10 protein-coding genes are annotated in these 12805 nt (G+C 49.9%); 5 read left to right on the top strand and 5 right to left on the bottom strand.

The window, feature by feature from the left end; all coding sequences use genetic code 11:
- The first annotated feature begins 29 nt into the window (after positions 1–29).
- The 3 genes from BZG80_RS00045 to ilvN all read left to right on the top strand — a co-directional run bounded on the left by BZG80_RS00045 (position 30) and on the right by ilvN (position 4435).
- Positions 30–1820 carry an AMP-dependent synthetase/ligase gene (locus BZG80_RS00045; RefSeq protein ID WP_077459950.1) on the top strand — a complete coding sequence of 597 codons (1791 nt, stop codon included), beginning with the start codon at positions 30–32 and terminating at the stop codon, positions 1818–1820.
- Between the two features lie 399 nt (positions 1821–2219).
- Positions 2220–3938, top strand: coding sequence for an acetolactate synthase 3 large subunit (locus BZG80_RS00040; RefSeq protein WP_077678505.1), 1719 nt, complete (start codon positions 2220–2222; stop codon positions 3936–3938).
- Positions 3938–4435: an acetolactate synthase small subunit gene (gene ilvN / locus BZG80_RS00035; protein WP_021023377.1), complete on the top strand. Its 498-nt coding sequence runs from the start codon at positions 3938–3940 to the stop codon at positions 4433–4435. Before BZG80_RS00040 ends, ilvN begins: the two co-directional genes overlap by 1 nt.
- Positions 4436–4494: 59 nt before the next feature.
- Here ilvN and treC read toward each other — a convergent pair whose 3' ends face one another.
- The 3 genes from treC to treR form a co-directional block, all read right to left on the bottom strand.
- Positions 4495–6159, bottom strand: a complete 1665-nt coding sequence (gene treC / locus BZG80_RS00030; protein WP_077678504.1) for an alpha,alpha-phosphotrehalase — start codon at positions 6157–6159, stop codon at positions 4495–4497.
- A gap of 60 nt (positions 6160–6219) precedes the next feature.
- Positions 6220–7638: a PTS trehalose transporter subunit IIBC gene (gene treB, locus BZG80_RS00025; protein WP_077669234.1), complete on the bottom strand. Its 1419-nt coding sequence runs from the start codon at positions 7636–7638 to the stop codon at positions 6220–6222.
- Between the two features lie 151 nt (positions 7639–7789).
- Complete coding sequence (gene treR, locus BZG80_RS00020; RefSeq protein ID WP_077669235.1) at positions 7790–8746, bottom strand: trehalose operon repressor TreR; 957 nt, start codon at positions 8744–8746, stop codon at positions 7790–7792.
- Positions 8747–8897: 151 nt separating this feature from the next.
- On the opposite strand from treR, the gene BZG80_RS15950 reads away from it, so the two are divergent.
- Complete coding sequence (locus BZG80_RS15950) at positions 8898–9050, top strand: hypothetical protein (RefSeq protein WP_175993060.1); 153 nt, start codon at positions 8898–8900, stop codon at positions 9048–9050.
- Between the two features lie 75 nt (positions 9051–9125).
- Here BZG80_RS15950 and pykF read toward each other — a convergent pair whose 3' ends face one another.
- Together pykF and BZG80_RS00010 are read right to left on the bottom strand one after the other, a co-directional pair.
- The gene (gene pykF, locus BZG80_RS00015; RefSeq protein WP_021023382.1) at positions 9126–10538 is read right to left on the bottom strand and encodes a pyruvate kinase PykF; all 1413 of its coding nucleotides are present in this window, start codon (positions 10536–10538) and stop codon (positions 9126–9128) included.
- A gap of 344 nt (positions 10539–10882) precedes the next feature.
- The gene (locus BZG80_RS00010) at positions 10883–11086 is read right to left on the bottom strand and encodes a hypothetical protein (RefSeq protein WP_077678503.1); all 204 of its coding nucleotides are present in this window, start codon (positions 11084–11086) and stop codon (positions 10883–10885) included.
- Between the two features lie 28 nt (positions 11087–11114).
- On the opposite strand from BZG80_RS00010, the gene BZG80_RS00005 reads away from it, so the two are divergent.
- Positions 11115–12563, top strand: coding sequence for a transporter substrate-binding domain-containing diguanylate cyclase (locus BZG80_RS00005; protein WP_198532905.1), 1449 nt, complete (start codon positions 11115–11117; stop codon positions 12561–12563).
- Positions 12564–12805: the final 242 nt, after the last annotated feature.

Below are 12805 nucleotides of genomic sequence, written 5' to 3'. Positions count from 1 at the left end.
GTTCGCCTAAAGGTGAGCCCAAGAGAAGCATAGTGAACACCCAATACCATATTGTTACCCGCCTTCGTGAGCAAATTCGCACTCAGCATCAGCGAGAAGCGATTCGCTTCCAGCAACACAACCAGTGGACAAGTATTAGCTGGCGTCAACTCGGCGAGCGTGTTGATCAACTGTCTCGCTGTTTACTCAAAGCCGGCTGTCAGGTTCAGCAAACCGTCGCTATCTTCGCGCCAAACAGTGAAAAGTGGGCAATGTTAGATTATGCCGCACTGCAAATTCGCGCTGTGCCGGTGCCGATTTACGCGACCAGCACGGCCCAGCAAGCGGCATACATTATTAACGATGCCGATGTGCAATGGATTTTCGCGGGTGACGATCAATTGGAAATGGCGGTAGCGGCGTTGGAGCAATGCCCAAACATCAAAGGTGTGGTGGCGTTAAGCCAAGAGACGCCGGTGCCAGCACATCCTAAAGTGTGGGATTGGGCGAGTTGGTTATTGCAAGACGATCGTGGCCATCAAGCCGAATTAGAGACGCGCATTGACGCACGCTGCATGGACGATCTGATCACCTTGATTTATACCTCAGGCACTACTGGGGAGCCCAAAGGGGTCATGCTCGATTATGCCAACGTCGCGGCGCAGCTTGATGTACATGATCAGGTGCTCGCCATTGAACCGCATGACGTCTCTTTGGCGTTTCTGCCCTTATCACATGTCTTTGAGCGTGCCTGGAGCTATTACGTCTTACATCGTGGGGCGGTCAATGCCTATCTCTCAGACCCGCAAAAGGTGCGATCGGCATTGGCGTCGGTTCAGCCAACAGTGATGTCGGCCGTACCGCGTTTTTACGAAAAAATCCATGGAGCTATTCACGACAAACTCAGTCGAGCCACCGGCGTTAAACCGCATTTATTCCGTTGGGCCCTGCGCCAAGGCGAGCGTCATGCTGCTCAGTTACGTGCTGGCCATTCACTGTCGCGGCGCCAGCAATGGCAATTGGCGTTGGCCGACAAGCTGGTACTCAGTAAGTTGCGTGCGCTGCTGGGTGGCAAGATGCGCTTGATGCCATGCGGTGGGGCGCGTCTTGACCCTGACATTGGCGCGTTTTTCCATGCAATCGGTATTAACGTGAAGCTCGGTTATGGCATGACCGAAACCACGGCCACCGTGTCTTGTTGGGATGATACCTGCTTTGACCCCCAGTCGATTGGTTCTCCGATGCCCGGCGCCCAATTGCGCATCGGTGAGGATAATGAAATTCAAGTGCGTGGGCCGATGGTGATGCGTGGCTACTTCAATCAGCCCGATGCGACGGCGGCCACCTTTACCGCGGATGGTTTTTTGAAAACCGGCGATGCGGGGTATCTCGATGCTCACGGCAATGTATTTATCACTGACCGAATCAAAGAGCTGATGAAAACGTCAGGCGGTAAGTACATCGCGCCACAGCGGGTGGAAGGCGCTTTGGTGCGTGATCATTTTATCGATCAGATAGCGGTGGTGGCCGAGGCGCGTCATTTTGTCTCTGCCTTGATTGTGCCTTGCTTTGATGCCTTAGAAGAGTGGGCGCGAACGGCTAACATCGAATATCAAAATCGCAAAGAGCTGTTAAAACATTCTGATGTGGTGGCCTTGTTTGAAAAGCGTTTACAGAGCTTGCAACATGAATTGGCCAAATTTGAGCAAGTCAAACGCTTTACCTTGTTGCCACAGGGCTTTTGTATGCACAGTGGTGAGCTTACGCCAACCATGAAGTTGCGTCGTAAAGTGATCCTGTCGCGTTACCAGCATCATATCGACGCCATGTACCAGCGTTGACGGTTTCTAGCTAGGGGGCTCATTGGTGAGCCTCCTCATACGCTGTTTTTATCCCTTTTCTCCTCTTTATCGCCTTTTGTCGGAATAGCAAATCTCGCAAGCCGATGCTTTTTTAGTGAATGTTGTCGATTTACTCCCTTCTCATCAGCGTAATCCAGCAACATACACTCAACATCTAGTGATTAAATGTAAATACTGGTTAGCCAATGGACAGTTTTGCAAATAAAACGTTACATTGGAGGTCGTTTCTGTCGAGGCGGGCCAACGAACAATCTAACGCTACCTTACCGCCAGTATTTGGTTTTGATGTCCGTGTGATCACACCACCAGTACATCCAAGTGTAAGGAGCTGGATTAGGCTAAAAGTAAGTCCTAACTATGCAAACAGGGAGGCGTAGAGTGGAAATGTTATCTGGTGCCGAGATGATCGTGCGCTCCATGATCGATCAAGGCGTAAAACATATTTTTGGCTATCCAGGCGGGTCGGTGCTGGATATTTACGATGCATTGCATGAAAAAAGTGGTATTGATCATGTGTTAGTGCGTCACGAACAAGCGGCCGTGCATATGGCGGATGGTTACGCACGCGCAACTGGTGAAGTAGGCGTGGTGCTGGTGACTTCAGGCCCAGGCGCAACCAATGCGATTACCGGTATCGCCACCGCCTACATGGACTCAATTCCCATGGTGGTTTTTTCTGGGCAGGTGATGAGTAGCTTGATTGGCAATGATGCCTTTCAAGAGTGCGACATGGTGGGGATTTCTCGTCCTGTGGTGAAACACAGCTTTTTAGTCCAGCGTGCTGAAGATATTCCCAATATTGTCAAAAAAGCCTTTTATCTTGCCTCGACTGGACGTCCCGGCCCTGTGGTGGTGGACATCCCCAAAGACATGGTCAATCCGGCGCAAAAGCATCCGTATCAGTATCCTGATAGTGTGCGCATGCGCTCCTACAACCCGACAACAACCGGCCATAAAGGGCAGATTAAGCGCGGACTAAAAGCACTACTGGCGGCGAAAAAGCCGGTGCTGTATGTCGGCGGTGGCTCTATCATGGCTGATTGCGGCGAACAAATCCGCCAGCTATCAGAAAGCTTGAACATCCCGGTGGTTAGCACCCTGATGGGGCTGGGTGCCTTTCCCGGCACCCATGAGTATTCGCTGGGCATGCTGGGCATGCATGGTACCTACGAAGCCAACATGGCGATGCACCAAGCCGACCTGATTTTTGGTATTGGTGTCCGGTTTGACGATCGCACCACCAATAATCTCGAAAAATACTGTCCCGATGCCACCATCATGCACATTGATGTGGATCCCTCGACCATTTCCAAAACTGTCTCGGCCGATATTCCTATTGTCGGCTCTGCCGATGCTGTGCTCAGTAGTATGCTCAAACTGCTGGTGGAGCAGGGAGGCAGTAACGACAGCGATGCGCTCAGCACCTGGTGGCACAATATTCAAACTTGGCGTGAGCGCCAGTGTTTGAAATATGTTGCTGATCCTGAGCGGATTAAACCGCAGCAGGTGATTGAAACCTTGTACCGCCTCACTCATGGTGATGCCTATGTGACCTCGGATGTCGGCCAGCATCAAATGTTTGCCGCACTTTATTATCCGTTTGATAAGCCACGTCGTTGGATTAACTCGGGTGGCTTGGGCACCATGGGCTTTGGGCTTCCCGCCGCCATGGGGGTCAAGTTTGCGCTACCGGACGCGCAGGTGGTGTGTGTCACCGGCGATGGAAGCATTCAGATGAACATTCAGGAGCTCTCCACCGCGTTGCAATATGACATTCCGGTGGTGATTGTGAACCTCAATAACCGCTTCCTCGGAATGGTCAAACAGTGGCAGGACATGATTTATCAAGGTCGTCACTCGCACTCTTATATGGACTCGGTGCCGGACTTTGCTGCGATCACTGAGGCCTATGGCCACGTGGGAATGCGTATTAATCATCCGTCCGAGCTGGAAGCCGGCCTAGAAAAGGCGCTGGCAATGAAAGATCGTTTGGTGTTTGTCGATATCCATGTTGATGAAACCGAGCATGTATATCCAATGCAGGTACGCGGTGGGGCGATGAATGAAATGTGGTTGAGCAAAACGGAGAGAACCTAATGCGCAGTATTGTATCGGTTTTAATGGAAAACGAACCAGGTGCCTTGTCGCGGGTTGTGGGTTTATTCTCTCAGCGTGGCTACAACATTGAATCGCTCACGGTGTCACCCACCGATGATGCGACCTTATCGCGCTTGAATATCACCACCTCGGTGGTCAGCGACGCGGACCGCGAGCAAATCGAAAAGCACCTGCATAAGCTGATTGATGTGCTGAAAGTGAGCAATGTCACCGAAAGCGATCACATTGAGCGTGAACTGGCGTTGGTGAAAGTAAAAGCCAGCGGCTTTGCCCGCGCGGAGGTAAAACGCACCGCCGATATTTTCCGTGGTCAGATTGTCGATGTCACGAACTCGCTGTATACCGTGCAGCTGACCGGTGACAGTGACAAACTGGATGCCTTTATTCGCGCGGTCGGTGAGATTACCGAGATTATTGAAGTTGCACGCAGTGGCGTAGTGGGCATTGCACGTGGCGAGCGAGCGCTGCGCCAGTAAATAAAGCAACTGGTCGTTGTAAGTAAAATGGCACGCCTTGGCGTGCCATTTTTTGTCGGTCAGGCGGGATTAATCAAATACACCAAGGCTTCATAGGGTGCCAGTTGCATTTCTGGCATCAAGGGCTTGGCTTCTGGGTAATTATGGCTCACCAAGTCTGCGTTTGGGGCAGGCGCGACAGGCAAGGTCGCTGTCACCGGTTCGCCATAAAAGTTACACACCACCACCAGTTGGCTGTCGCCGTTGTCGCGGCGATACGCGAGCAATTGTGGGTGGTCAGGCAGCAAATCCTGATAATCTCCCTCACGAATGACGGGTAAGGTTTTGCGCAGGGAAATCAGCTGCTTGTAGTGATAGAACACCGAGTCTTTATCCGCCAGTGCGGTGTCGACATTGACGTCAACATAGTTAGGCGCAGGTTTTAGCCAGGGTGTGCCTTGAGTAAAACCGGCGTTTGCTGAACTGTCCCACTGCATGGGCGTGCGTGAATTGTCGCGTGAGCGTGCAGCAAGAATGGCCAACACTTCCCCTTCAGGCATGCCTTGTTCGTAAAGCAGATGGTACATGTTGCGGCTTTCGACGTCTTGATAGTCATCAATATGTTGATAGCCAGGGTTGGTCATGCCAATTTCTTCCCCTTGATACACGTAAGGTGTGCCTTGCTGCATATGTATCGCAGTGGCGAGCATTTTGGCTGATTCGACCCGGTGGTGGCGGTCATCACCAAAGCGGCTGACCACACGTGGTTGGTCGTGGTTACACCAAAATAATGCGCCCCAACCTTGATTATGCAGGCCGTGCTGCCAAGTGCGGAACAGCTGTTTTAGGGCTAAGAAGTCAAACGGCGCCAGTCGCCACTTCTCACCGTCCGGATAATCGACTTTTAAGTGGTGGAAGTTAAACACCATGGAGAGCTCTTTGCCATCTGGCGCGGAATACTGCTGACAGTGCTCTAAGGTGGTCGAAGACATCTCGCCCACGGTGACGCTACCGTAACGCTGGAAAATATCGCGGCTGATCTCTTGCAAGTATTCGTGAACGCGGGGGCCGTCGGTATAAAAACGGCGACCATCGCCTTGGTGATCGTCGGGGAACGACTGATCTTTGGAGATCAAATTGATCACATCGAGTCGAAAGCCATCCACGCCTTTTTCTGCCCAAAAGGCCATCACGTCTTTGACGGCGGTCCGCACCGCTGGGTTTTCCCAGTTAAGATCGGCTTGCTCGGTGGCAAATAAATGAAGGTAATACTGACCGGTCGGTTCATGCCATTGCCAGGCGCTGCCGCCAAATTTTGACTGCCAGTTGTTCGGAGCACCGCCGTTAACCGGGTCTTTCCAGATATAGTAATCGCGATAGGGGCTGTCTTTGCTGGCAAGCGCTGATTGAAACCAAGGATGCTCAGTTGAAGTGTGGTTAATGACAATATCCATGATGATACGGATATCGCGTTTGTGCGCCTCGGCAAGCAGGATGTCGAAGTCGTCCATGGTGCCTAGGCTTGGGTCAATCGCGTAATAATCGGCAATGTCGTAGCCATTATCGACTTGTGGCGATACATAAATGGGGGTGAGCCACAAGGCGTCGATGCCCAAAGCCGAAAAGTAGTCCAGTTTTTCGATAATGCCCGGCAGATCACCTGTCCCTGTTTGTGTGGTGTCACGGAAGCTTTTTGGATAAATCTGATAAATGGTGGCCGTTTTCCACCAGGGATGTGCGTGCATAATGTCTCTCTCAACGCGAATAAAGCAGGGAGCGTTCCCTCCCCGCAGACTGAAGGGGAATTAGATGACGGCCAGTTTGCCTTTGCTGGCTTGGCGGCGATACATAAACGCGGTGAGTGCAATGGGCACGATAATGGCTATCAGCATCGCGACCGCATAAACACCCCAGAACTGTGGCTGAATGGATAAAATACCTGGCAGGCCACCCACACCAATGCCGTTGGCCATCACGCCGGAAAGACCACACACAATCGCCGCTAGGGCCGAGCCAACCATGGCGCACAGCATCGGAAATTTGTAACGTAAGTTAATCCCGTACATGGCCGGCTCCGTGACGCCAAGGTAGGCAGAAATCGCGGCAGGCACCGATATTTCACGTTCGTTTTCTTTTTTGCTCATCCAAATGATCCCGACCACCGCCGAGGCTTGTGCAATGTTGGACAGGGCAATCAGTGGCCAAATAGGGGTACCGTTCATTTCTTGCATCAGTTGCAAGTCCACCGCGTTAGTGGTGTGGTGAACACCCGTGATCACTAAAGGTGCATAAAGGAAGCCGAACAGAGCCGCACCTATGTAAGCGTAATCGCCGGTCATCGCCGAACGGGCTAAGAAGGCGACACCATTACCGATTTCGCGGCCAAATGGGCCAATCAGGGTGTGTGCCAAGATCACGGAGGTCAGTAGCGCGACAAACGGCACCACCACCAAATACAAGTAATCCGGAATAATGCGTTTTAACTGGGTTTCAATAAACGCCAACGCCATCCCCGCAAACATCGCCGGGATCACCTGTGCCTGATAACCGACTTTTTCAATCGAGAACCAGCCAAAGTCCCACACTTCGGGGATTTCTTTACCGATAAGGTAAGCGTTCATCAACTGGGGTGATACTAGGGTAATACCGAGCACGATCCCCAAGATTGGCGTACCGCCCATTTTTCTCACCGTCGCCCAACAGACACCGACAGGCAGGAAGTGGAAGATGGCTTCGCCAAGCAGCCATAAGAAGCCGTGAGCGGTGGCCCAAAACTCGCTGATCTCGGTCAGGGTTTTGCCATCGAACATGCGGATATCACCGATCACATTACGGAAGCCGAGGATCAGACCGCCGGTGATGATCGCGGGAAGAAGGGGAACAAAAATTTCCGCGAGGTGTGAAATCGCACGTTCAGTTAGGGTCATATTTTGGCGAGCCGCTTGTTTGGCTTCGTCTTTTGATTGGCCCTCGACGCCGGTGGCTTGTTGTAACAGCGCGAAAGCTTGGTCGACGCTGGTGCCGATCACAACTTGAAATTGACCGGCACTGGTAAAGCAGCCTTTCACCATGGGGATCGCTTCAATCGCTGCGACATCGGCTTTCTCCGGATCGTTTAACACGAAACGTAAACGGGTGAGGCAGTGGCTTACGGTTGCAATGTTGTCTTTGCCGCCAATATGAGTAACCAATTGGTCAACGGCTTTTTTATCTATCTGGCTCATAAGCAATCCTGTATTGCTGTAGGGTATTCATTGGTAACGTTCCCACTGATTATGGATCGTACGATCGAATTTATCAGTGGAATCGTTCCCATTATTTGAAAACCATCACACAGAATTTTTTAACTGCTTGATTCATCGTGTAGAGAAAAGGTTAGGGCACCACGAGATGACACGGTTGTGTCCAATGCGTGATCTCAGTAGGCGTTTCATCAAGCTGCTTGAGCAATAGCTCGGCTGCATGCTGACCCGCTTGATGGTAACCCAGCTCCACACTGACTGCGCGTGGGAACATAAAGCGTAGCATGTCATGATTGCCGATGCCGCCAATAGCAATGTCCTCTCGGCCAAGGGTTTGTAATCGCTTAGCGACGCCAAGCGCCAGGGTATCAGACGCACATACAACCGCCTGGGTTTGGCTATCAATCAGTGAGTCGGTTGCCTTATAGGCAGCATGTAGGCTCATTTCGCAGCGATGCAGACGGGCAGGTAGTTGGTGGCGATCACAGAAAGAATGGTAGGCATGGGCCCGAGCACGCCCCGTGGTTTCATCGTGTTCATCAATACCGAGAAAGTGAATGTAGCGCAGTCCTTGGGCATAGAAATGCGCCATGACTTGTGTGACAGCGCCTTGGTTGTCATAACTCACACTGGCATAGTCGTTACTATCGATCGCGAGTACCACACAATGGGGAGCAAAAGGCGCCAGAGCAGAGAGATCACACCCCGAAAAGCCAAAAAAGATAATACCATCCACATTACGACGTTTTAGCACGTCCAAATGGGCTTGTGCTTTTTGTTGCGAAAATTGCGTTTCCATAATCGCGGCGTCATAGCCTCTGGCATACAAGGTATTGAGCAAGCCAGTCAGCGCGGTATTTTCGGAGTTGGAGCTTAGCTTAGCTACAATCACACCCACAACACCACTGCGTTGTGCTCGCATCGCCCGCGCAGATTTAGAAGGGAGAAAGTCGTGTTGGTCGATCACCGCTTGCACTTTAGCGCGTGTGCTGTCTTTAACGCGTGCGTCATTATTTAACACACGGGATACGGTCGATTTCCCGACCCCGGCTAAGCGGGCAATATCCAAAATGGTTAATGGTTTTGTCATCTTTTTCTCTGTGATAGCGGTAAATCAGTGGCTTAGACACAGCGCCTTTACCTGTCATGATAACAGCCGTGATTGGCGCTTGCGATTTATTGATTAATTTGTAAACTACAGCCTGATTTTTGAACAACGACCTTTTTAGACTGAAATGATGATGAGCCACCCTTTACTACAAACGATCAATAAGTGCTTAGTGCGCATGACCACCTTGACGCTCGCGGTATTGGCATTAAAGCTTAGCGCGATTTATTTGGTGCCGTTAGCGGTATTGATCAAAACGCACTTCAAAGAAATTGTCCACTGGTAAGCGCAGATAAAAAAACGCCCCGACATAGTCGAGGCGTAAGTTTTGTTATCGCTTTTACTATATAAGTGCGATCAATTACAGCACGTGCACTGATGTAGTATTGGTTGTGCCTGAAGGAACTAAAGCACCGGACACCATCACGACGATATCGCCTTTGTTGGCCAAGCCTGATTCGAGAGAGATGGTCTTACCGCGACGGTAGAACTCATCCGTGCTGTCGATGCTTTCGATCATCACGGGCGTTACCCCTTTAGTCAGACACAAGTGTGCGGCTGTTTTCGGATTGGTGGTTACCGCGATGATATTTGCCGTTGGGAAGTACTTACGTACTGAGCGTGCTGATTTGCCCGCTTCGGTCGCAACGACAATCAAAGGTGCGCCCAGTTTTTGAGAGGTATCGACAGCGCCTTTACAGACCGCTTCGGTGATGCGCAGACGGCTGCTATCGAGACGAGAACCCAACGCAGGTGACATTTGACGGTCTGTACGCTCACAGATTTGCGCCATGATGCTTACCGCTTCTAATGGATACTTACCTTTTGCAGATTCCCCTGACAGCATGACGGCATCGGTACCATCCATGATAGCATTCGCCACGTCACCGGCTTCAGCACGGGTTGGACGCGGGTTTTTGATCATCGAATCCAGCATTTGTGTTGCGGTAATAACCAGCTTGCGAGCACGGTTACATTTTTCGATCATCATCTTCTGCGCGAAGATCACTTCTTCAACCGGGATCTCTACACCCAGATCACCACGAGCAACCATGATGCCGTCTGAGGCCTCTAAGATAGCGTCAAAGTTGTCGACACCTTCCTGGTTTTCGATTTTAGAGATGATTTTGATGTCGCTGCCACCGTTTTGGGCTAGTAGCTCGCGGATTTCTTCCACGTCTTCTTTTTTACGGATAAATGAAGCGGCAACAAAATCGACACCTTGCTCACAGCCGAACTTAAGATCAGACTTGTCTTTTTCTGCCAATGCCGGAAGGCTAACGGAAACGCCTGGCAGGTTAACGCCTTTGTTTTCACCTAGCTCGCCATTGTTCAGTACTTTACAAACCACTTCTTTTTCAGTCGTTTCTAGTACTTCCATCTCAAGCAGACCATCATCGACTAAGACAGTATTACCCGCTTTTAAATCCTGAGGTAAACCTTCGTAAGTGACCGCAACGCGATCTTTATTGCCCACGACAGAGGTGTCTGTGGTGAAAGTGAAGGTTTGACCGGCTTCTAGCATGACATCGTCGCCATTTTCTAGTTTTACCGTACGGATCTCTGGACCTTTAGTATCCAGCAAGATAGCGGCTTGTTTACCCGTTTGCTTCATCACGTTACGTAGGTTAGCAATACGAGCACCGTGCTCTTGGTAGTCACCGTGTGAGAAGTTAAGGCGCATAACGTTCATACCAGCTTCAACAAGCTGAGTCAGCATCTCTTCAGATTCGGTTTTTGGGCCAATCGTACATACGATTTTGGTCTTTTTCATCGACACATTTCTCCGGTCAAAAATTGAAACATAAGCTTGGTGCTTTCTCACAACACACTGAAAAAGTGTAATTTTACCACGCACTTTTTGTTCAAGTAGTTGTGAAAGCGAAACCTCTGCATTTTTCAATGGCGTTACCGCAACTAGGATAGCTGGGGTAACATCACTGTTTATCGCCTGTGAGTATAGATGGTCTGCGGTGTTCTATGTTGATCACGGGCAATAAAGCCGCTATCGATTAGAAGACTTAAAGCACGCGATCTGAATATCCAAGCCCCTTTCTCCATTTGGGCGCGTAAATTTACCACAACTACCGATTTAAATCATTACAACAGCATGACAGGTTAATGAGGGGGGTAAGATATTTTTGTATTGATTACGCTTTCTGTTGACGCGCGCTCCTTTACCATACGACGTATTCCTTTTTGATTAGTTTCTATACCGTTAATGTCTAACTTGACAATATATGGTGTGATCTGGCTTCCAATTTGAACTGGATCATGCTTTTTTATTAAGTCTTTTGCGTTCTGTAAGAATTTATCTACCATCAAGACTCTTTTCATGGGCTGCCTAACAATGTTTGCGCGTATTTTACGGTTTTTGACAGGGATGCTGCTTATAGCCTGCACGTATGCAAGTACGTTTGCATGGGCTGACGACGCGTATCTGTCAGAAGAAAAAGACATACTAGTCGTTGCGCATTCGTCTGAATGGAAACCCTACAGCTACATACCGGGTAATGGTCAACCCAAAGGCTTATTGATTGATTTTTGGCAGGCTTACGCTAAATACAATCACGAATCGATTCAGTTTATGCTGCTCGACTGGGCTGACTCCCTTTCGTATATGAAAGAGGGAGGCAATCGCGTTCACGCTGGGTTACTCAAGTCTCCCGAACGTGAAGCCTATTTGGATTATGTGGCGCCTATCTTCAATACGAATGGGTCTTTATATGTGCAAAATCAGGCGGGACAAGTTAGTAAAGATCCGTTAGCCGCAGACAAAGTGGTTGGCGTGGTGGCTGGCAGCTACGAATCTTGGTTTTTAGCTGAACATTATCCTAATGTGAAGCAAAGACGCTTTCGGCGTAATGAAACGTTATTTAGTGCCGCGCTCGATGGCGAAATCAGTGCACTCGTTGCCGATAGCCAAACCGCAAACTTTTATTTTTTGACGCAAGGTAAGCCGCTGGCGTTTGTTGCCGATCAAGTGCTGTATACGCGTCCGATTTATGCGGCGGTACCTAAAGGTAATCAAGCACTACTGAGCGAGATACGTGCCGGCATTGATAACATCCCCGCACAAGAGCTACTGCGTATTAAACAAAAATGGATTAATACCGAACGCGTCGAAGCCTATCCCACTTGGCTTATCCCGAGTGTCGCTATTGCGGTGTTATTAGGCGCGGTGACCTATATTTTTATTCTAAAGCGTATGGTGTATAAGCGGACTGTTGCGCTGCGCCAAGCCAATTCACGTCTGCGAGAGTTTGCTAATACGGATCCTTTAACGCAGCTGTTAAACCGTCGTGGTTTAGACGCTTACTTTTCACGTCAAAAGCCCAAACTTAGCCGTCAGCAAGAAATGGGATTGATCCTGATTGATCTTGACCATTTCAAACAAGTCAACGATACCTACGGGCATATGCAAGGCGATAAAGTGTTGGTACACCTTGCCAGCTACCTAAAGCGATTAGTCAAAAAAGGCGCTGCAGCACGTCTGGGAGGCGAAGAGTTCTGTGTACTCTGTCCAACGCCAAATTTAGATGCCTTGATTGAAATAGCGAACCATATTCGCTGCGATGTGGCGGATAGTGTGTTTGAGTTTGACGGTGCTGAGATACGGGTAACGGTCAGTATCGGTGCAATCATTGCCAGTGATGTTACCGATGATATGGACGCGTTAGAGCTTGATGCTTTGATTCATGCGGCAGATGTGTTGATGTATCGCGCTAAGCACCGAGGACGTAACCAAGTAATGCTCGCCTCGTCTCAATCGGTGAAGACGCCTATTTCAGCGATGTAATCCTCTTAGCGCGTTATACCTTATCAGACACGACATCCCACCAAGTAAGTCGGCTCCTTTTTAGGGGTCGTTTTTTTATCAAGCGGTTATAGGGCGTGCACCGGTTTTTTCTTTTTCCTTCTCTTGCAGCGCGACGAAAGTTAAATATACTGTATATATATGGCTCTTCACCGGATGTGGTGGAAAGTGTTTCTTTTCAAGTTTTCCGATTAATTGGACAATAAGGAAACACTCTGCACTTG

Origin of the sequence: Salinivibrio sp. MA440 (assembly GCF_001996265.1) — a bacterium.
GTDB lineage: Bacteria > Pseudomonadota > Gammaproteobacteria > Enterobacterales > Vibrionaceae > Salinivibrio > Salinivibrio costicola.
Note: the sequence above shows the minus strand (reverse complement) of the source record. Positions and strands in the feature narration are given on the sequence as shown.

Bases quoted from the DNA above. Each gene is read 5' to 3' on its own strand.
- BZG80_RS00010 (WP_077678503.1), bottom strand. From the start codon at position 11,086: ATGGTAGATAAATTCTTACAGAACGCAAAAGACTTAATAAAAAAGCAT.
- treR (WP_077669235.1), bottom strand. From the start codon at position 8,746: ATGACAAAACCATTAACCATTTTGGATATTGCCCGCTTAGCCGGGGTC.
- BZG80_RS00005 (WP_198532905.1), top strand. From the start codon at position 11,115: ATGTTTGCGCGTATTTTACGGTTTTTGACAGGGATGCTGCTTATAGCC.
- BZG80_RS15950 (WP_175993060.1), top strand. From the start codon at position 8,898: ATGAGCCACCCTTTACTACAAACGATCAATAAGTGCTTAGTGCGCATG.
- treC (WP_077678504.1), bottom strand. From the start codon at position 6,159: ATGCACGCACATCCCTGGTGGAAAACGGCCACCATTTATCAGATTTAT.
- ilvN (WP_021023377.1), top strand. From the start codon at position 3,938: ATGCGCAGTATTGTATCGGTTTTAATGGAAAACGAACCAGGTGCCTTG.
- treB (WP_077669234.1), bottom strand. From the start codon at position 7,638: ATGAGCCAGATAGATAAAAAAGCCGTTGACCAATTGGTTACTCATATT.
- pykF (WP_021023382.1), bottom strand. From the start codon at position 10,538: ATGAAAAAGACCAAAATCGTATGTACGATTGGCCCAAAAACCGAATCT.